The sequence below is a fragment of the Klebsiella sp. K47 genome (genome assembly GCF_051858335.1).
Classification (GTDB): Bacteria; Pseudomonadota; Gammaproteobacteria; order Enterobacterales; family Enterobacteriaceae; genus Klebsiella; species Klebsiella pneumoniae.
Window position 1 is genome coordinate 154,233 of sequence record NZ_JBPYUI010000005.1, and the last position, 19,043, is coordinate 173,275.

17 protein-coding genes are annotated in these 19,043 nt (G+C 60.5%); 2 read left to right on the forward strand and 15 right to left on the reverse strand.

From position 1 onward, the window contains the following. Positions 1 to 7: 7 nt before the first annotated feature. The 6 genes from RRF55_RS06620 to RRF55_RS06645 all read right to left on the reverse strand — a co-directional run bounded on the left by RRF55_RS06620 (position 8) and on the right by RRF55_RS06645 (position 6,615). A complete protein-coding gene (locus RRF55_RS06620) occupies positions 8 to 1,297 on the reverse strand; it encodes an MFS transporter (RefSeq protein ID WP_064153434.1) in 1,290 nt (429 codons plus the stop codon). A 42-nt stretch (positions 1,298 to 1,339) separates the two neighbouring features. Next, on the reverse strand, positions 1,340 to 2,545 hold the full coding sequence (gene rhmD, locus RRF55_RS06625; protein WP_004175029.1) for an L-rhamnonate dehydratase: 1,206 nt from the start codon (positions 2,543 to 2,545) through the stop codon (positions 1,340 to 1,342). 10 nt (positions 2,546 to 2,555) lie between these two features. After that, entirely contained in the window at positions 2,556 to 3,341 is a 786-nt protein-coding gene (locus tag RRF55_RS06630; protein WP_002913046.1) for an IclR family transcriptional regulator, read from the reverse strand. Positions 3,342 to 3,545: 204 nt separating this feature from the next. Continuing rightward, positions 3,546 to 4,742 (reverse strand): nicotinamide mononucleotide deamidase-related protein YfaY, encoded by a 1,197-nt coding sequence (locus RRF55_RS06635; RefSeq protein WP_032411996.1) that lies wholly within the window; start codon positions 4,740 to 4,742, stop codon positions 3,546 to 3,548. A 102-nt stretch (positions 4,743 to 4,844) separates the two neighbouring features. Further along, positions 4,845 to 5,387, reverse strand: coding sequence for a YfaZ family outer membrane protein (locus RRF55_RS06640; RefSeq protein ID WP_002913070.1), 543 nt, complete (start codon positions 5,385 to 5,387; stop codon positions 4,845 to 4,847). A gap of 274 nt (positions 5,388 to 5,661) precedes the next feature. After that, positions 5,662 to 6,615 (reverse strand): Rpn family recombination-promoting nuclease/putative transposase, encoded by a 954-nt coding sequence (locus RRF55_RS06645; protein ID WP_023287862.1) that lies wholly within the window; start codon positions 6,613 to 6,615, stop codon positions 5,662 to 5,664. Between the two features lie 137 nt (positions 6,616 to 6,752). Here RRF55_RS06645 and nudI point away from each other — a divergent pair, with 137 nt between their 5' ends. Then, entirely contained in the window at positions 6,753 to 7,178 is a 426-nt protein-coding gene (nudI, locus tag RRF55_RS06650; protein ID WP_004184975.1) for a nucleoside triphosphatase NudI, read from the forward strand. 55 nt (positions 7,179 to 7,233) lie between these two features. On the opposite strand, the gene menE is transcribed toward nudI, so the two are convergent. The 7 genes from menE to RRF55_RS06685 all read right to left on the reverse strand — a co-directional run bounded on the left by menE (position 7,234) and on the right by RRF55_RS06685 (position 14,838). Beyond that, the gene (gene menE / locus RRF55_RS06655; protein WP_023301700.1) at positions 7,234 to 8,610 is read right to left on the reverse strand and encodes an o-succinylbenzoate--CoA ligase; all 1,377 of its coding nucleotides are present in this window, start codon (positions 8,608 to 8,610) and stop codon (positions 7,234 to 7,236) included. Beyond that, complete coding sequence (gene menC, locus RRF55_RS06660) at positions 8,607 to 9,572, reverse strand: o-succinylbenzoate synthase (protein WP_064153437.1); 966 nt, start codon at positions 9,570 to 9,572, stop codon at positions 8,607 to 8,609. The genes menE and menC overlap by 4 nt, the downstream gene beginning before the upstream one ends. Beyond that, positions 9,572 to 10,429, reverse strand: coding sequence for a 1,4-dihydroxy-2-naphthoyl-CoA synthase (gene menB, locus RRF55_RS06665; RefSeq protein ID WP_002913098.1), 858 nt, complete (start codon positions 10,427 to 10,429; stop codon positions 9,572 to 9,574). Before menB ends, menC begins: the two co-directional genes overlap by 1 nt. A 14-nt stretch (positions 10,430 to 10,443) precedes the next feature. Further along, complete coding sequence (gene menH / locus RRF55_RS06670; protein ID WP_032415269.1) at positions 10,444 to 11,202, reverse strand: 2-succinyl-6-hydroxy-2,4-cyclohexadiene-1-carboxylate synthase; 759 nt, start codon at positions 11,200 to 11,202, stop codon at positions 10,444 to 10,446. Then, positions 11,199 to 12,869, reverse strand: coding sequence for a 2-succinyl-5-enolpyruvyl-6-hydroxy-3-cyclohexene-1-carboxylic-acid synthase (gene menD / locus RRF55_RS06675; protein WP_032415270.1), 1,671 nt, complete (start codon positions 12,867 to 12,869; stop codon positions 11,199 to 11,201). The genes menH and menD overlap by 4 nt, the downstream gene beginning before the upstream one ends. 82 nt (positions 12,870 to 12,951) lie before the next feature. Beyond that, positions 12,952 to 14,241 (reverse strand): isochorismate synthase MenF, encoded by a 1,290-nt coding sequence (menF, locus tag RRF55_RS06680; RefSeq protein WP_032415271.1) that lies wholly within the window; start codon positions 14,239 to 14,241, stop codon positions 12,952 to 12,954. Between the two features lie 135 nt (positions 14,242 to 14,376). After that, on the reverse strand, positions 14,377 to 14,838 hold the full coding sequence (locus tag RRF55_RS06685; protein WP_032415272.1) for a GNAT family N-acetyltransferase: 462 nt from the start codon (positions 14,836 to 14,838) through the stop codon (positions 14,377 to 14,379). A gap of 57 nt (positions 14,839 to 14,895) precedes the next feature. Here RRF55_RS06685 and rnz point away from each other — a divergent pair, with 57 nt between their 5' ends. Further along, on the forward strand, positions 14,896 to 15,816 hold the full coding sequence (gene rnz, locus RRF55_RS06690; protein WP_004214593.1) for a ribonuclease Z: 921 nt from the start codon (positions 14,896 to 14,898) through the stop codon (positions 15,814 to 15,816). A gap of 54 nt (positions 15,817 to 15,870) precedes the next feature. Here the strand turns inward: rnz and nuoN are convergent, their stop codons facing one another. After that, positions 15,871 to 17,328, reverse strand: a complete 1,458-nt coding sequence (gene nuoN / locus RRF55_RS06695; RefSeq protein WP_004151107.1) for an NADH-quinone oxidoreductase subunit NuoN — start codon at positions 17,326 to 17,328, stop codon at positions 15,871 to 15,873. 6 nt (positions 17,329 to 17,334) lie between these two features. Beyond that, positions 17,335 to 18,864: an NADH-quinone oxidoreductase subunit M gene (gene nuoM, locus RRF55_RS06700; protein WP_002913146.1), complete on the reverse strand. Its 1,530-nt coding sequence runs from the start codon at positions 18,862 to 18,864 to the stop codon at positions 17,335 to 17,337. Positions 18,865 to 19,043: the final 179 nt, after the last annotated feature.

Genomic DNA, 19,043 nt, shown 5'->3' on the forward strand with positions numbered 1-19,043 from the left:
CCTTTATTCAATGCTGTACGCTGCCGCGCTGGGGTACCGCGCGGGTAAGGCTCAATGAAAAGATAATGACCACCCCGACAATGGCGACGCCGGCCAGGGTTAACAGTCCGGCGGCGCTGCTGGCGAACAACGTTTCGGCCTGCACGCGCACGATCGGCGCCAGAAAACCACCGATGGCGCCAAACAGGTTAACAAAGCCAATCCCTGCGGCCAGCGCCGTGCCGGACAGCAGCTGCGTCGGCATCGTCCAGAAGACCGGCTGCACGGCGATCACCCCGACCGCCGCCACGCACAGCGCGATGATAGCCAGCACCGGCGCCACCAGTCCGGACACTGCAATCCCGACCGCCGCCGCCAGCAGCGTCAGGGCGGCAATATTGCGTCGCTCGCCGGTGCGATCGGAGTAGCGAGGGATAAGCCAGGTGCCAAACAGCGCCGCCACCCACGGGATGGCCGTCACCACCGAGGCAACGAAGCCGACTTTGGTGCCCAGCTGCGCAGCAACCTGGGTGGGCAGGAAGAAAATCAGACCATAGACCGCCACCTGAATGGTCAGATAAATCAGCGCCAGCTGCCAGACCCGCCCGTTACGCAGCGCATCGGACAGGCGCGAGGCAATCTTTTTCTCCTCCTCGCGCGCCAGCTCGCTTATCAGCGCCTGTTTCTCCGCTGCGCTCAGGAAGCGGGCATGCTGCGGCGAATCGTCCAGCCAGAAGAAGGTGAACGCTCCCGCGGCGACGGCGAGCAGGCCTTCAATGACAAACATCCAGAACCAGCCGGGATGGCCCATAAATCCATGCATCTCCAGCAGCGCACCGGATAAAGGCGATCCCAGCGTCAGGGCCAGCGGCGCGCCCATATAAAACAGCCCCATAATGCTGGCGCGGTTTTGCTGGGGAAACCACTGTGAAGTGAGGTAGATCATTCCGGGAAAGAAGCCCGCCTCCGCCGCGCCCAGCAGGGTACGTACCAGCAGGAATTTCGCTTCCGTATCCGCCCACGCCATCGCCGCCGACAGCACGCCCCACAGCAGCGTGGTGCAGCCGATCCATCGCCTGGCGCCAAATGTGCGCATCAGCAGATTGGCCGGCACCCCGAGGAAGGCATAGACCACAAAGAAGATACCGGCCCCCAGCGCGTAGGCCTCATTGCTGAGTCCGGTATCCAGCTGGTAGGTCTCTTTGGCGAAACCGATATTAGAACGGTCAAGAAACGCCAGCACGTACAGCGCCAGCATAAAGGGGATTAAGCGGGCGCGGTTTTTCTTCACCACGCTCTCCAGCAGAGTGTTGCTCATCATAATATCCTCAGGCGCGGGCCGCCGGGCGGCCCGACGCAATCAGTGTTGATAAGGACGCTTCAGGTTGCAGTCGCGATTGAGCTCGACGCCAAAGCCGGGTTTATCCAGGACCGATTTATGAATGCGCCCTCTCTCCGGCACCGGCTCGCCGAGCAGGATCGGGTCGAACTGCGGGCGCAGCGTGGCGCAGTCCGGACTGGTCATCAGAAACTCACTGAACGGCGTGTTGGTGAAGGTGATCACCGCATGATGTGAGTAAACCGACGAGCCGTGGGGCACTACCAGCTGCCCGCGCGCTTTGGCGATGGCCGCGATCTCCACCAGGGTGGTTAAGCCGCCGCACCAGCCGACGTCGGGCTGCATAATATCGATGCCGGTTTCCGACAGGGTGCGGAAGGACTGCAGCGTGCCGTGGTGCTCGCCGCTGGTCACCATCATCCCGGCAGGCGCCTGGCGCTTCAGCTCGCGATAGCCTTCATACTGCTGCGGCGGCAGGCACTCTTCGATCCACTTGAGGTTATAAGGGGCGCAGGCATGGGCAAGTTTGGTGGCATAGTTAACGTCCTGGCTCATCCAGCAGTCCAGCATTAACCAGAAATCCGGGCCGCATTTTTCGCGCATATCCGCCACCATGGCGACGTCTTTGCGGATCCCGGCGTCGCCATCGTGCGGCCCCCAGTGGGTAGGCATTTTGCCGCCGATAAAGCCCATCTCCTGCGCCAGGTCCGGACGTGCGCCGGTGGCATAGAACTGGATTTCGTCGCGCACCGCCCCACCCAACAGTTTGTAGACCGGCAGGCCAACCACTTTCCCGAACAGGTCCCACAGCGCCAGGTCGACACAGGAGATGGTATTCATCACCAGACCGCCGGATCCCGCGTAGTAAAGGGTGGCGTTAAGCATCTGGTCATGGATCAGTTTGATATCGCTGACGCATTTGCCTTCGATAAAGCGGTTGAGATGTTTTTCGACGATAAAGCAGCCCATCTCCCCGGCCGTCGACACCGCAAAGCCGGTCTGTCCGTTGTCGGCTTCCACTTCCACAATCAGCGTGCCCAGCACGTTGATGCCAAACGACTGCCGGGACTGCTCATACTGTTTATATTTGCTCATCGGGGTGGCGATATGATCGTCAATCCAGTGGTTAGCCCCCTGGTCATGGTAATCGCCGCCGCCGGCGCCCTGCTCTGCTGTGGCGCCGCCGATGAACCAGGCGCGGACGTGTTTAATTTTCGGTAGGGTCATGATGTTCTCCTTATGATGAGGCGAGTTGTTCGAAGGGGCTTTTCCACCCCAGCAGACGTGAAATATCTTTCGCGCAGGCAATCGCCTTACCAGCCAGGTAATCGCGATTGTCTTCATTGATTTGCAGACGGGTACCCACCACCGAGATGGCGGCGGTCAGGTCGTTATTGGCGTTAAATACCGGGGCAGCCACGCAGCGCACATCCGGATAGTCCTCGCCATTATCAAAGCTCCAGCCCCGGGCGCGGATCCGCCCCAGCTCCTCCCGCAGCTGTTGAGCATCGGTGATGGTCGTTGGCGTGGCCCGCTCCCACTGTAGGTCTTCGATAATCGACGCCTGAACGCTGGCGGGCTGCCAGGCCAGCAAACATTTGCCGATCCCGGAGCGGTAAAGAGACAGGCTCTTACCCTCATGCGAGCGCACGCTGATGGTGGCGGGAGACTCAATTTTCAGAATGTAGTAGGCGTTACCCTGATCGATAATGCCCAGATGACAAAGCAGGCCGCACTCATCCATCAGCCGGGTGAGGCGCGGCCGCGCCAGCTCGCGCAGGTCCATTTTGCTCAGCGCCTGCCCGGCCAGCTCCACCAGCTTGGTCCACAGGCAGTAGTTATCCTGATTATCCATACTGATGAAGCGCTGCTTTTTCAGCTCGCCCAGCAGCAGATACACCGTGCTTTTCGGGATCCCCAGCTCCGCTATTATCGTCGCCGCGCTGCAGGGGCCGATGCGGCCAATTAAATTGAGGATCTCAATCGCGCGGGTCAGCGCCGGGACTTTCGTTGATTCCAACATACTGGACTCCAATCCTGAATACTGGAATCAGTGTTGCGATTGTCCGGGCGGTAAAGTGTGAGCGACATCGCGGGGCAATCGTTTTCCCGTATACTGGACCGTTCGCAGCAGAAAATTGCGACTTAACGCACAGAATTTTTTCAGAAGAGTACAACAGGTTGGACGACCGGCGCCCCGAGGATACGGTGCGCCGGGGGGAATGATTTACAGCGAGAGGGAATCCACCACGTTAATCCAGCCATGTTCGCTGGCCAGTGGTTGACCATTCAGCCAGCGACGCAGCATGTTTAACGCCATCATAGCGCAGACTTCCTGGCGTACCGCCAGGCTGTGGCGGGTGGCGCTAAACTTCACCCGCAGCGCGAAGGTGCCGTCCGGGGTGGCCAGGGCCACGTTAAGATGATCGTTTTCCTGACCGCTCACCGCCAGGGCCAGGCCGGCAAAATGGTTTATGCGCCGCTCGGCCGCCCAGCGAGCCGCCTGCGCCAGCGTCTCCTCCTGCGCCGGAACGACTTCGCTGGCCAGCAGCGGCGCGCCGGCGCGGGACAGCTGGAGCGCCAGCAGGCCGCTGGTAAACTGCTCGCTGAGCGTCAGGCTCAGCTGCCGCTCCTGCAGACAGCGGGCGATCTGCGCCGGTAACCCTTCCGTGCCTTCGAAAATCAGGCTGTCGCCAGCCACCTTACGCACCTCCGGCCACAGGGCCAGCATGGCGTCGCGCTGGTTGGCCGGTCCGGTTAGCTTGAGTTCAATGATCGGCATCGACGAGCGGTAACCCATCACCACGCCCGGAGGCAGCGTCAGCGGATTAAGACTTTGCGCCAGCTCGCTCTCCGAGCGGCCAAAGGTGGTCATACGCAGGCATACCGGCGGGTCCGGCAGCGTAAAGCGCTGGCGCAGGCGCGGTAAAATTTCCTGCTCGACCATCACCTTAAATTCAGAGGGGACCCCGGGAGTGAAAAACATCAGGCAGCGGTTGAGCTGGATGGCAAAGCCACAGGCCGTACCGACCGGGTTGTTGATCATCTCGGCGCTGGCCGGGATTTCCGCCTGCTTACGGTTGCTTTCCGCCATCGGCCTGCCGCGCTCGGCAAAAAAGCGGGTCATGGTTTCCAGCCACTCCGGATGCAAAATAAGCCCTTCGCCTTTCGCAGTGGCGGCGGCCAGCGCGCTCAGGTCGTCGCTGGTTGGGCCAAGGCCGCCGTTGACGATCAGCACATCCGCCTGTTCGCTGCGTTCGCGCAGAATCGCCACCAGCGCATCGAGATCGTCGCCAACGGTATTGCGGCGCGTTAACGGTAAACCCTGATTAAAAAAGAAATCCGCCAGCCATGCCGCATTGGTATCAACGATTTGACCATGCAACACTTCATCGCCGGTGGACAGCATTTCCACATTCAACATTGCTCACTCCTTGCCTGCCAGGTGAGAAATACTATAACGCAAAGCGGGATGCTGACGAGGAGGAAAATCTGGCGCAGCAAGAAGATGCCGCGCCGGAAGAGATTAGAAGCTGGCGCTGGCGCCGATGTATGGGCCGTCGGCGATGGTGTTATCGCGGTTGCCATCTTTGCCCGCCAGGTTCAGGTAACGGTAGCCGGCCTGGATGCTAAGCGGACGCATAATGGTCCAGCTGGCGCCGACGTTGGCTTCCTGGTAGCTATCAATGCCGCTGGAGAGCGAATCCGGAGAGTAGTAATAATCGCCGTACAGGCGGAAGCTGTCGCCGATTTTCCACTGCAGGCCGCCGCCGACCGCGGCCGCATAACCTTCATCGCCCTGTTTCGGATTGGTGTAAATACCTTTACCACCCACGGTCGCGAGGAACGGCCCCAGCGGAATATTGAGTCCCAGGCCTAAACCCGCGGCGTCGCCGTCGTTATCGCTGTGCAGCCAGTTACCCGAAACGGCCAGGCCGGTGGACTCGGTGCCGAAGCCGACGCCAAGGTTGGTGTAATGCTCGCCGGCTTCACCGGTAACGCTAATCGCATGGGCCGCCGAAGAAACCATCATCACGCCCGCCAGCGCCATAAAAATGCTTTTTTTCATTATTTACTCTATCCAGAAAATTAAAATCAAAGAAGTCCCGAAAAAACCTGAAAATTCTACTGCGCACCCATCAGGAATCAATGACCTGGCGAAATGAATTTTCACAAGAGTGTAACCAGTTGCGTATTTTTACGGCATCGAGCGTTGCCAGAACCACGAACAGCCTATTCAACGCCAGTAATATTCATGTTTATTATGATTAACGCTGACACATTGACGAAAACAGAGAGCTGGCGCCGCACGATCGGCGCGGCGCGGGTGGATAAGGGAATAATTAATGCTGCAGCCGGGCCAGACATTCCGGGGCGAGGCCGGTCAGTTCCGCCACCAGCGACAGGTCGAGTCCGTTAGCAAGCATCGCCCGGGCGATACGCTCCGCGGTCTGCTGCTCACCTTGCTCGATACCTTGTTCGATACCTTGCTGTAGACCTTGTTCAAGACCTTGCTTTAATCCTTGCTGATGGCCGCGTTGTTCCAGAAACTGGGCAATATTCATTAGCGTCTCCTTATGCGGCCGCCGGGGAACGTTTTGCGCAAGATGGCGCAAAAAAGCAACCGGATCGGCGGCGTTTCCTGCCTGTAATAAATAGTGCAACAGCGTCTTAAGCTGCCTGCGGCTAGTGTATCCCAGCGCCAGGAGCCTGACCAGCTGCTCATGCAGGTCCATCAAATCCCGCTGGCGAATATGCTTCTGCAGCAGCTCCAGCATCGCCACGCGCCGGTGGCGCATGATTTCATCGTCCGGGGTGCTAGTGATATCAATTAAGGGAAAATCTTCACCATAGATCCGCCGCGCGATGTCCGGATCGGCAAAGCCTGCCAGCCAGCACATCGGGTAAGGCCAGGGAGAAACGCGACCATGATAAAACAGCAGCGGGATCACCAGCGGCAGCTGCGTATGCCCTTTATCCAGATGACGCTGCATCGCGGCTATCGCATAGCGCATCAGGCGAAATGCCATATGGCGGTCCGCCGAGCTTTGGTGCTCTATCAACAGATAGATATAGCCCTCCCCCGCCTGCGTTTGCAGCGAGTAAAGGATATCGGAATGACTCGCCCGCAGTTCGTCGTCAATAAAGCTCCCGGACTCCAGCCGCAGCGTGTTCAGATTACATAACGCGCGCAGCGGTGCGGGAAGGTGAATGTCCAGAAAATCCCTGGCCGTCGCCCGATGCGACAGCAGGTGTTTAAATACAGCATCGTGGGGGGAATTCGTCGCCCTTTCCATGGCGGTGCTCCATACAATCATTTTCGCTTAACGTAGCACTCAACAAGACCTGAACTGTATTTCGCTTGCAGTTTACCGAGGCGGCTCGCAAACTATTTCACCAGCATACCGCCCCATCCCTCTGCAGGAGAAAACCCATGCGCCACAGGACGATTGTTTGCCCGCTGATCGAGAATGAAGGCCATTATCTGCTTTGCAAAATGGCCGCCGACCGCGGGGTTTTTCCCGGGCAATGGGCCTTATCCGGCGGCGGCGTGGAGCCAGGGGAACGTATTGAAGAGGCGCTGCGGCGGGAAATACGCGAAGAGCTCGGCGAAAAACTCATCCTTACCCATATCGCGCCATGGTGCTTTCGCGACGATACCCGCGTCAAAACCTACCCCGACGGGCATCAGGAAACGATCTACATGATCTATCTCATCTTCGACTGCGTGAGCGCCAATCGCGATGTGACGATCAACGAGGAGTTTGACGATTACGCCTGGGTCAAAGCCGAAGATCTCAAAAACTACGATCTTAATGCCGCCACCCGCGTTACTCTCAGCCTGAAAGGGCTACTTTAGTCCAGCATACCGCGTTCAACCCACCCGGCGTTATGCCGCGGGATAATGCGGGTGGCTACGATACGGTCGCATGCGTCTGCTGCCTGACCCACTCGCACAGCGCCCGGCGCGAAATCTTAATCCCGCCGTTTTTTAACGTTTCCGGCAACCGCAGCCAACGCACCGGCTGCTGAAAACGCGCTAACCGCTCAGCGCTCCATGCCGCCAGCGCGCTCAACTCGCAGCCGTCATCGCATTCCACCACCGCTACCGGGCGCTGGCCATATTCCGCATCATCCAGCGGCACGATAAACACCTGCTGTACCTGTGGATGGGCGAGTATCACACGCTCGACCTCTTCCGGTTGAATACCTTCTCCACCGCTAAAAAAGAGGTTATCCATTCGCCCAACAATCGTCAGCCGACCGTTATGCAATGCTCCGCGATCGCGCGTCGCAAACCAGCCTTCATTGTTGGTTAATGACAACAATTGACCATCCCGCCAGTAGCCTGCGGCCATACTCGACGCCCGCAGCCAGATCTCGCCGGCGACAATTTTCACCTCTCGCCCCGGCAGCGCTTCGCCAACATCCGCAGCGCCGTCGGCCTCTTTGGCACACACGGTGGAGGCGAATTCGGTGAGGCCATAGCCGCAGAAGCTGCGTATGCCCTGCTTTCGCGCCCGTTCAGTCAATTCGACCGGGATCGACGCGCCGCCGAGCAGCACCGCCTTGAGGGAAACCGCAGCATCATCATTCAGCAGGCGCCATAGCTGAGTCGGCACCAGCGAAGCATGGGTACAGCCGTGCAGCATCTGCGCCAGCGGCTGTTTGTCACGTACCGTGAGTCGCGCGCCGGCCAGCAGCCAGCGCCAGACGATCCCCTGACCGGAGACATGGAACAACGGCAGCGACAGCAGCCAGTCATCTCCTGCGGCAAACGGCATCAGCGCCAGCACGCCAGCCGCGCTGGCCAGATGGGCGTTGGCGCTATGTACCGCCGCTTTCGGCAGGCCGGTTGAACCGGAGGTCAACGTCATCGACACCAACCGATCGCCATGCCAGCAAGCAGCATGCTCGCCCTCGACCAACTGCAGGGTTAACATCGGTAAATTCCCCGGCAACACATCGCCATTCAGCACCAGCTGATGCTGCATGGTTAACGCGGGTAACAACGCCTGCAGCAACACCGCTGGCAGCTGCGGATTCAGCGGCAGCACCCGCGCCCCGCACTGTAGCAGCGCCAGCCATGCCAGCAGAGTTTCCGGCTGGTTATAGGCCCGGAGCGCCACGCCCTGCCCTTCCATTACGCCCTGCGCGGCAAAACCAGACGCCAGCGCGTCAACCCGCGCGCATAGCTCCCGCCAGGTCAGCGGCTGGTTATTCAGACGTAAGGCGAGGGCCTCTCCGCGCCGCTGACGCCAGTGCCGCCAGGGCCAGTCGTTAAAGGTCACAGCAGCGGCTCCAGCGCATCAATGTTGAGCACCGGCAGCGCACTTTCGGGCCACGGCCGTACCAGCTGGGCGCCCATCAGCGACAGCGTATCCAGCCCAGGAATAGTCTGCGGCGTCAGCCAGGCGGCAATCCGCGCCAGCTGGGTCAAGCCGAGACTGGACTCGATCGACGAGCTGATCACTACGCTCAACCCCAGCGCATGCGCCGCGGCGACCTGTTGCTGCACCTTCTGCAAACTGCCGGTTAGCGTCGGTTTGATCACCACCGCACGTACGCCCGGCTCGGCGACAAAGCGGAAATCCGCCTCGCGCAGGCTTTCATCCCAGGCGATAGCGATCCCTGTCTCGCGGCTAAAGGCCCGAGAATCCTCCCGCGTTTTGCAAGGTTCTTCAAGAAAAGCAATGCGCTGGCGGTACGCCGGATTAACGTATTTGGCGAACTGTTGCGCTTTGAGCGGCGTCCAGGCGCGGTTGGCATCGAGCCGCAGCTGCAGGTCGGGGATCGCCTCCAGCAGCAGATTGACCACCATACCGTCGCGGACCGCCTCCCAGAGGCCAACTTTGACCTTAGCGACCTTCTCGCCGGGCATCGCCGCCAGTCTGGCGAATAGCTCATCCGGATCGCCGGAGCAGAGCGGCGCCGCGCGATAATCCGCGGCCTGCGGTAGTCCGCCGCTAAGCTCCGCCTGCGCGCAGCTGATGCCAAACGCGACGGAGGGCTGCGTGGGAAGCGGCGGCTCGACGCCGTCGCGCCAGGCCTGTGCCCACGCTAACAGCGCCATTTGCGCCTCTTCCAGCGTCTCGACACTGAATCCCGGCAGGGGAGAAATTTCGCCCCAGCCTTCGCGTTCCCCCTCCTGCAGGCGGATGAACAGCCCGTCGCGGGTTTTTAACCGCCGCTCGCGCAGCACCACGCCCGCGTCCATCGGTATCTGCCAGCGGTAAACCTGCGAAACGCGCATTATGGATTCCGTTTAAATTTGCTGAAGTCCGGCTGACGTTTCTGGTTGAAGGCGTTGCGTCCTTCCTGCCCCTCTTCCGTCATATAGAACAGCATGGTGGCATTGCCCGCCAGCTCCTGCAGACCAGCCTGGCCGTCGCAGTCGGCGTTCAGCGCCGCTTTCAGGCAGCGCAAGGCCATCGGGCTGTTCTGCAGCATTTCACGACACCAGCGCACGGTCTCTTTTTCCAGATCCGCCAGCGGTACCACGGTATTCACCAGCCCCATGTCCAGCGCCTGCTGAGCGTCATACTGGCGGCACAGGAACCAGATTTCGCGCGCTTTTTTCTGCCCGACGATCCGCGCCATATAGGAGGCGCCCCAGCCGCCGTCGAAAGAGCCGACTTTTGGCCCGGTCTGGCCGAAGATGGCGTTTTCCGCCGCGATAGTCAGATCGCACATCATATGCAGCACGTGACCGCCGCCGATAGAGTAGCCGGCCACCATCGCGACCACCGGTTTTGGACAGGTGCGGATCTGACGCTGGAAGTCGAGCACGTTAAGATGATGAACGCCGGAGTCGTCCTGATAGCCGCCGTAGTCGCCGCGGACTTTCTGGTCGCCGCCGGCGCAGAAGGCTTTCTCACCTTCACCGGTCAGCACGATGACGCCGATATTGTCGTCATACCGGGCATCCGCCAGCGCCTGGATCATCTCTTTGACGGTCAGCGGGCGGAAGGCGTTGCGCACCTGCGGACGATTAATGGTGATTTTGGCAATCCCGTCAGTCGATTTGTGATAGCGAATATCGGTATAGCCTTCGGAGCAATCGTGCCATTCAACGGGGGCGTAGAGCATTGCTTCATCAAGAGAGATCATAGAATGTCCTTCAGTTAACTTGCCAGAATCTGCGCCAGACAGGCAATCACCGCCGCCGGGTTGTCCCGGTGCGCGTTGTGTCCGGCATGGTGAATAAGATGGAGATCCGCCGCGAGCGTCTGCGCGATGGCGCGAAACTTCGCGTCGCGCTCGCCGCACAGGTAGTGAAAAGGAAAATCGCGCGCCTGCAGAGACGCGCGCAGATCGGCCTGCGCGGCAAGGGAGGTTGCCTGCAGCATCGCCGCCAGCGTCGCGCCGTTGTTCCGGCTGCGTAAGGCGACCAATGACTCACGCTGCGCGGCATTCAGCGAAGCGAAGACCGGCTGCTGATACCAGTCGGCAAAGACCTGCTCAAGCGGCTCGCGGCGAAAACGTTCCGCCCAGGCGCTGTCATTGCTGCGCCGCGCCTGCCGCGCCTCTGCATCCTGCAGGCCCGGATGGCCGCCTTCAACGATCAGCCCGCGCATGCCTACGCGCGGCTGGCTGGCGAAGTTCATTGCCACCCGGCCGCCCAGCGAGTAGCCGATCAGCCAATACTTATGTATGTTGTAACTATTAAACATAGACTGCAGCAGAGTATTGACCCCGGCAAAGTCCTGCACCGCGATATCCGCGGAGCCGCCGTGCCCCGGCAGATCGAGGTACAGCCGCGGCCAGGCGGGAAAGGCGTCGCCCACTTTCCGCCACTCGTTGCGGTCGCCGGAAAAACCGTGCAGAAACACCAGCCAGGGATAGCCCGGCTGGCCGTTGTCGACAGCAGCGCTGAGGATCACAGGCGACTTACCTGCGCCAGCAGCTGCTGGAGGGTCTGCGCGCCGTCGGTCTCATTGACCGCCAGCTCAATCACCGTCGCCCCTGCCCTGCGCCAGGCGCCGGCCAGCGCCTCATCCAGCGACGGCCAGTCATCAGGGCAATGATAGGCCAGGCCGAACATCGCCGCCGCGTGGCTGAAATCCACGTCCTGCGGCATTAAATAGAACTGACGGCGTTCGTCCTGCGGCGTCGGCAGCATAGAAAAAATCTGCCCGCCGTTGTTATTCACCACGATCAGCACCAGCGGCGCCGACGCCTGGCGCAGCAGGGCCAGCGAGTTGAGATCGTAGAGCGCGGAGAGATCGCCAACGATGGCCAGCGTCGGTCGGGCGCTGGCGCGCTGCACGCCGGCCGCAGTGGCGATCAGGCCATCGATGCCGCTGGCGCCGCGGTTGCTGTAGACCGGATACCCGGCCGGTAGCTGCGCCAGGGCGTCGATCAGGCGCACCACCAGGCTGTTGCCAACAAACAATTGGCCCTGCTCCGGCAGATAGCCCCGAATACGCTGCGCCAGCTGCGCTTCGCCAAAAGGCTCGTTGCTGGCGACCGCAGCCTGCCACGCCTGCCCGGCAAGCTGTGGGATCACCGTCGCCCACGGCTGGCGTTTCTCCGCCGGATGTAATTCGAGCCAGCGCTCAACGCTTGAGAGCAGACGGCGACCGCGGTGCTGCGCCGGGTCGAGGCGACCGGGCAGATTATCCACCAGCCAGTATTCATCCGGCTCGCAGGTCGCCTGCCACTGGAGCACGCGTTTGCCGGTCAGGCTGCTGCCGAGTTGCACGACGATCTGCGCCTGCGCCAGCTCGCTGACCGCTTTGCCGTTGCCCAGCCACAGGTCGGCGCACGGCAGCGGCTGCCCGGTCTGCGACAGGACATCGCCGATCAGCGGCCAGCCGAGGGTCTGCGCCCACTCAGCGACCTTTTTCCCTTCCGCGGCGCTCATTCTGCCCGCCACGACGACGCCGCGTTTTTGTCGCCAGAAGAACCAGTCGCGCTGCTTCTCGCTCTCTAACTGCAGCGCCTGGCGCAGCCAGGGTTTGTCGCTCTGCCACCAGTTGCCGAGCTGCTGCTGCCACTCCACGCCGGTCTCATCCATATCACCATACAGCGGTTCAGCGAACGGACAGTTAATATGCACCCCGCCGGCGTGCAGCGCCCCCAGCGCCTGGTCGATGGTTGAGACCAGCCAGCGGGCAGGAATATCCTGCGAGGGACGCGGCAAAGAAATCGTCTGCGCAGGATGGGAGGCAAACATCCCCGGCTGGCGGATAGCCTGGTTCGCGCCGCAGTCGATCAGCTCCGGCGGACGGTCGGCGGTTAACAGGATCAGCTTTTCACCGGTGAGCCCTGCCTCAATCAGCGCCGGATAGAGGTTTGCGGTGGCGGTCCCGGAGGTGACTATCACCGCCACCGGCTGCCGGCTGGCCTTCGCCAGTCCGAGCGCCAGGTGGCCGAGGCCGCGTTCGTCGAAATGGGTATGATGGATAAAGGCGCGGTTTTCCGCCGCCGCCAGGGTTAAGGGTGTCGAGCGCGAGCCCGGCGCGATGCAGATATGCTGCACGCCATGGCGCGTTAAAGCTTCCAGGATCACCGCCGCCCAGCGTCGGTTAAATGCGCTTACTGACATGAAATTGTCCGGTATCAAATATTGATGCTAAGTATAGATAAGGCAAAGTGACGTCGTTTTGATATGCATCGTCATTCAAGCTTTATGGACACAGCAGCGAGCGCAGCCCGGCCGCTTTGTTGTCTATCTCCTGCCACTCCTGCTGTGCATCAGAGCCGCTAACGATCCCCGCCCCGGCATACAGCCGCAGGGTGTCGTGGTTCACTTTCGCCGAACGCAGCGCCACGCAAAACTCGCTTTGCGCCAGTGACAGATACCCGGAGGACCCGGCGTACCATTCGCGGGAAAACGGTTCATGACGCTGAATGAACGCCAGCGCCGCCCGGCGCGGCAGGCCGGCCACCGCGGCGGTGGGCTGCAGCTGCAGCAGACAGCGGCTGTCGTCAGGCGCCGCCAGCTCGGTCCAGATGCAGCGTCGGAGATGCTGCACCTTACGCAGCCTCACCACCTGCGGCGGCAGGACGTCCAGCGTCGAGGCCTCACTCTGCAGGCGCTGGCAGATATCCTCTACCACCAGCATGTTTTCCCGCTGGTTTTTGTCGTCTTTCATCAACCAGTCGGCCAGTTGCTGCGCCTTCGCGTCTTCCTGATGGTTCGCGACGGTCCCCGCCAGCGCTTCGGTGCGCAGCAGCGCGCCGCGCCGGCGCCACAGCCGTTCCGGCGTGGAGCCGAAAAACGCCTGCCGGGCATTGAACGCCATCAGGAAATGAAAACAGTTAAGATTGCTGCGCCGGCTAGCCGCCATGATGCTCACGGCGTCCAGCGGGGCGGCAAACTGCAGGTCGGTTGCCCGCGCCAGCACTACTTTATCCATTTCACCGGCGCTGATCGCCTTAGTCGCCCGCGCAATCATTGCCTGCCATTGAGGATAGTCGGATGAGTGGCGCTCGCTCAGCAACGGCGGTATGGCGCCGGGAGTCGCCTGAGTGGTTGTCAGGCTGGCGAGAAACGCGCGGGCCGTCGCGGCATCCTCACGCAGGGAGATATCACTATGCAGCACCAGCCGCAGCACGGCCCTGCCGCCGCACCGGCGCCACTCCAGACGCGGCAGCGCCAGGCTGCCCTGCTGCGGTTCAAACGCATTCAGGCCGCAGATACGCAGATCCTGCCGGCCGGCCTGGCGTAAAAAGCGGTTCGCCGCGTCGAGCGAGAAAAAGGTTTTTACCGCCCCCAGCGTCGCCAGTTCCTCATCGCCATTGCGCTGCTGCCAGTAAAACTGCGGCCATTGCGCCTGCTGGCCACACCATAGTAGCGGATCGAAGGCATCATTCAGCGGAAAGGCAACATCGATAATTCGCGTGCCGGGCGAGTCTGGAAATGACTCGCCCAGGCCGTCTTGCAAACGGGCCAGCGCAGTGGAAACAGACAGCACGCAAACCTCCACGGTAGTAAAACCCCACATTATAAGGGGTTCGACGGCGGAATAGCAGTACCCATGATGAGGGAGCGGGTTTTATCTTACCCGCTCGCCGGACCAGAGCTACGTGTGGACGAGGGTGCAGAGGAGTCAGACAGCGCGCTTTTCTCGCGCCATGCCAATGTGGGGGATGCCATCCTCATCATAGACCTCAGTCACCGGCGTAAAACCAAAGTGGGCGTAAAAGGATTGCAGGTGCGCCTGCGCCCCGAGGTAAATCGCCTTTTGCGGCCAGTGCTGCTGACAGCTGGCCAGCGCCTGCTCCATCAGCTGATAGCCGAGCTTCGCACCACGGGCGGCGGGGCTGACGATGACCCGGCCAATCACCACCGGCGCAAACTCCTCTTCACTTTTGAGGATCCGCGCGTAGGCCATCAGTTCGCCATCGCGCCAGCCGAGCAGATGGCGATTTTCACCAACCAAATCATCGCCGTCGACATCCTGATAGACGCACTGCTGCTCTACGACAAAGACTTCACTGCGCAATTTCAGCAGCGCATACAGCTGGGGAACGGTGAGTTCACTATGGTGGAGATCCTGCCAGGTCATCATCTGCTGCTCCTTATTGATATACTGATACTTTGCGACTCGCCCTGAGGATACTGGACGATGGAATTAACTTTTTTGGGGACATCCGCCGGGGTGCCGACCCGCACGCGTAATATGACGTCGATAATACTGAATTTGCAACAGCCGACCCGCGCTGAAATGTGGTTGTTTGACTGCGGCGAAGGGACCCAGCATCAGTTTCTTCACACGCCCTACCATCCCGGCAAACTGAATAAGATTTTTATTACCCATCTGCACGGCGACCACCTGTTCGGCCTGCCCGGTCTGCTGTGCAGCCGCTCGATGCAGGGAAACTCTCTGCCCCTCACCCTCTACGGGCCAAAAGGACTCAAAGAGTTTGTTGAGACCGCGCTGCGCCTGAGCGGTTCGTGGACCGACTATCCGCTCACCATCATCGAAGTCGGCCCTGGTCTGGTGTTCGACGAAGAGGGCTATCGGGTCACCGCGTATCCGCTCAGCCATCCGGTGGAGTGCTATGGGTATCGCATTGCGCAGCATGACAAGCCCGGCACCCTCGACGCCGCCCAGCTGATTGCCGATGGCGTACCTCCCGGGCCGCTGTTCCATCAACTCAAGCGCGGACAGCGCGTCGAGCTGGCAGATGGCCGGGTCATCGACGGCAGCCGCTATCTGGGGCCAGCGACCCCGGGTAAAACGCTGGCCATCTTCGGCGATACCGCCCCCTGCCCGCAGGCGCTGGAGATGGCTCGCGGGGCGGATGTGATGGTCCACGAAACCACCCTTGAGCAGGCGATGGCGGAGAAAGCCAATAGCCGCGGCCACTCTTCCAGTCAGCAGACCGCGGCGCTTGCCAAAGAAGCGGGGGTCGGTACGCTGATCGCCACCCACTTTAGCTCGCGCTACGATGCCGAAGGCTGTCTGCGTATGCTGGCGGAATGCCGGGAGATTTTCCCTAACACGCTGCTGGCGGAAGACTTTATGGTCTACAAGATGGCGTAAAATCCGGGCATAAAAAAACCGCCATCCCGGCGGTTTTTTATTGAGTCAATCAACTTACATCAGCGGCGTCGCCAGCTGCACGATGCTAATCAGCGGCTGCGGCCAGATACCGAGCACCAGCACCAGCAGCGCGGAGATCAGCACCACGATACCGCCGGCGCTGTACTGCCAGTTTGACGGCGCATCGCGATTCAGTTGCTCCGGCGCGCTCAGGTACAGGCTCACTGCCACGCGCAGGTAGTAGTAGAGACCGATCGCCGAGCCGACAACCACCGCGGCAACCAGCCACCACAGATGCGCATGCACACCGACGGCCAGCACGTAGAACTTACCGATAAAGCCGAGGGTCATCGGGATGCCGGCCAGGGAGAGCATCATCACCGTCATCACAGCCGACAGGATCGGACGGTGCCAGAACAGGCCGCGGTAGGAGAACAGCGAGTCAGCATCCGGGCCGCGGTACGGGCTGGACATCAGGCTGACCACGCCGAACGCGCCGAGGCTGCTGAACAGGTAACCGGCCAGGTAAACGCCCACGGCTTCCATCGACATTTCACCGCTCTGCAGGGCAATCAGCGCCACCAGCAGATAGCCGAGATGGGAGATGGAAGAGTAACCGAGCAGGCGCTTAATGTTGGTCTGGCTCAGCGCCATCAGGTTACCGAAGATGATAGAGGCGAAGGCGATCAGGCCCAGCACCACGCGTACCGCTTCGCTGTTGCCCACCGGCATGTACAGGAACAGACGCATCACTACGCCGAAGATAGCGATCTTGCTGGCGGTCGCCAGGAAGGTGGAGACCGGCGCAGGCGCCCCCTGGTAAACGTCCGGCGTCCACAGGTGGAACGGCACCAGCGACAGTTTAAAGCCAAGACCGACGATCATCAGACCGAGGCCCGCCAGCAGCAGCGGCTCGTGCAGCATGTTGTCCGCCAGGCTTTTGCCCAGCGCGAGGAAGGACAGGTTGCCGGAGTTCGCATACACCAGCGCCATACCGAACAGCAGGAAGGACGAAGCTGCCGCGGAGAGGATGGTGTATTTGATGCTCGCTTCCAGCGAACGCTTCTGGCGGAAGGCGTAACCAACCAGGCCGAACAGCGGCAGCGAAATCAGCTCAATACCGAGGAACAGCGCCGCCAGATGATTCGCACCGGCCAGCAGAATGCCGCCCAGGGCGGCGATCAGCACCAGCAGGTAGAACTCTTCTTTGTTGTCCTTGTAACCCTCAAGCCACGGGTAGGCGAAAGTACAGGTCGCGAGGCTCGCCAGCAGCACCAGACCGGTGTAAAGCATGGCGTAGCCGTCAACGCGGATCAGCGGCGTGACGTCCATCGCCCCGTTCTGGCCGACGAACCAGAGCGAGACCAGCGCGGCGTTAAGTCCAAGAACCGACAGCGTGGCATTGAGAAAATGATTGCGTCGCCACGCAATGGAGAGCATCACAACCACCACCGTCAAGCCGACGATCAGCAGCGGTAGCAGTGCGATCAGTTGTTGTGGAGTTATTGTCATGGCGAATTACGGCCTTGTAGTAGAAACAGAATTAACAAACCACTGCTGAATGTTGCTCATCGCAGCATGCGAGGTGTCGAGGATCGGCTGCGGGAAGAAGCCCAACAGCACCAGCAGCACCACCAGCAGCAGGATGATAGACAGTTCACGCAGGGACATCCCCGGCAACTCTTTCGCCGCCACTTCGCTCTTCGCTTTACCGAAGTAAGCGCGATGTAACATCGACAGCGAGTAAACGGACGCGAATACCAGACCAAAGGTGGAGATGACGGTGATCGTCGGCACCACTTTATAGCTGCCGAACAGGATCATAAATTCGCCGACGAAGTTACCGGTGCCCGGCATCCCCAGGGTGGCGACAGCGAAGAACATCGACATCGCCGGCAGCCATTTAATTTTGCTCCACAAGCCGCCCATCTGGCGCATATCGCGGGTGTGCAGACGTTCGTACAGCTGGCCGCACAGAATGAACAGACCCGCCGCGGACAGACCGTGAGCAATCATCTGGATCACCGCTCCCTGATAGGCCAGCTGGCTGCCGGTGTAGATAGCAATCAGCACGAAGCCCATGTGGGACACGGAGGTGTAGGCGATCAGGCGTTTAATATCGGTCTGGGCGAAGGCCATCCACGCGCCGTAGAAGATACCAATCACGCCCAGCCACATGGCGATGGGCGCAAACTCGGCGGAGGCATTCGGGAACAGCGGCAGCGCAAAGCGCAGCAGACCGTAGGCGGCGGTTTTCAGCAGGATCCCCGCGAGGTCGACAGAGCCGGCGGTCGGCGCCTGGGAGTGAGCGTCCGGCAGCCAGCCATGCAGCGGCACCACCGGCATTTTCACCGCGAAGGCGATGAAGAAGCCGAGCATCAGCAGGTATTCCACGCCGTGAGACATTGGGGTTTTCAGCAGATCTTCATAGTTGAAGGTCCACACGCCGGTGGCGTTGAAGTGGACGAAGGCCAGCGCCAGAATGGCAATCAGCATCACCAGACCGCTCGCCTGGGTATAGATGAAGAACTTGGTGGCCGCTGTGATACGCGTTTTACCGTCCGAGGCTTTGTGGCCCCACAGCGCGATCAGGAAGTACATCGGCACCAACATCATTTCCCAGAAGAAGAAGAACAGGAACATGTCGATGGCGAGGAACACGCCGATAACGCCGCCCAGGATCCACATCAGGTTGAGGTGGAAGAAGCCCTGGTATTTTTCGATTTCACGCCACGAACAGAGCACCGCCAGCACGCCGAGGAGACCGGTCAGCACCACCATCAGCAGCGACAGGCCGTCGATCGCCAGATGGATGCTAATGCCGAAGCGTGGGATCCACGGCAGCACGAATTCCGACTGCCATTGCGGAATACCCGCGGATTGCGTCAGAGAATAGCCGCCCTGCATCCACAGCTGCAGGCCAAGCACCAGCGTCAGTCCCATGGTAATCAGCGCGATCCAGCGCGGCACTTTCACGCCAAAGCGTTCGGTCTGCCAGCACAGGAAGCCGCCGATAAAGGGAATTAATATTAGCCAGGGTAGTAACATGGCGATTTTTATTCCTTGTTAAAGTCCCGTTCAGGACCGATTTTCAACGAATTCGACTACATTCACGTTTGAGTGCGGTTTGTTGTGTCGGGTGGAGGGGTGGGGTGTCTACCCCCCGACGCCCGCTGACAAGCGAAAAAAACAAACAAAAAGAAAACAAAAAAACCAAACAACAACAA

Excerpts from the sequence above, each read along its gene's own strand:
- RRF55_RS06620 (WP_064153434.1), bottom strand. The coding sequence starts at position 1,297 with ATGAGCAACACTCTGCTGGAGAGCGTGGTGAAGAAAAACCGCGCCCGC.
- rhmD (WP_004175029.1), bottom strand. The coding sequence starts at position 2,545 with ATGACCCTACCGAAAATTAAACACGTCCGCGCCTGGTTCATCGGCGGC.
- RRF55_RS06630 (WP_002913046.1), bottom strand. The coding sequence starts at position 3,341 with ATGTTGGAATCAACGAAAGTCCCGGCGCTGACCCGCGCGATTGAGATC.
- RRF55_RS06635 (WP_032411996.1), bottom strand. The coding sequence starts at position 4,742 with ATGTTGAATGTGGAAATGCTGTCCACCGGCGATGAAGTGTTGCATGGT.
- RRF55_RS06640 (WP_002913070.1), bottom strand. The coding sequence starts at position 5,387 with ATGAAAAAAAGCATTTTTATGGCGCTGGCGGGCGTGATGATGGTTTCT.
- RRF55_RS06645 (WP_023287862.1), bottom strand. The coding sequence starts at position 6,615 with ATGGAAAGGGCGACGAATTCCCCCCACGATGCTGTATTTAAACACCTG.
- nudI (WP_004184975.1), top strand. The coding sequence starts at position 6,753 with ATGCGCCACAGGACGATTGTTTGCCCGCTGATCGAGAATGAAGGCCAT.
- menC (WP_064153437.1), bottom strand. The coding sequence starts at position 9,572 with ATGCGCGTTTCGCAGGTTTACCGCTGGCAGATACCGATGGACGCGGGC.
- menB (WP_002913098.1), bottom strand. The coding sequence starts at position 10,429 with ATGATCTCTCTTGATGAAGCAATGCTCTACGCCCCCGTTGAATGGCAC.
- menD (WP_032415270.1), bottom strand. The coding sequence starts at position 12,869 with ATGTCAGTAAGCGCATTTAACCGACGCTGGGCGGCGGTGATCCTGGAA.
- RRF55_RS06685 (WP_032415272.1), bottom strand. The coding sequence starts at position 14,838 with ATGATGACCTGGCAGGATCTCCACCATAGTGAACTCACCGTTCCCCAG.
- rnz (WP_004214593.1), top strand. The coding sequence starts at position 14,896 with ATGGAATTAACTTTTTTGGGGACATCCGCCGGGGTGCCGACCCGCACG.
- nuoN (WP_004151107.1), bottom strand. The coding sequence starts at position 17,328 with ATGACAATAACTCCACAACAACTGATCGCACTGCTACCGCTGCTGATC.
- nuoM (WP_002913146.1), bottom strand. The coding sequence starts at position 18,864 with ATGTTACTACCCTGGCTAATATTAATTCCCTTTATCGGCGGCTTCCTG.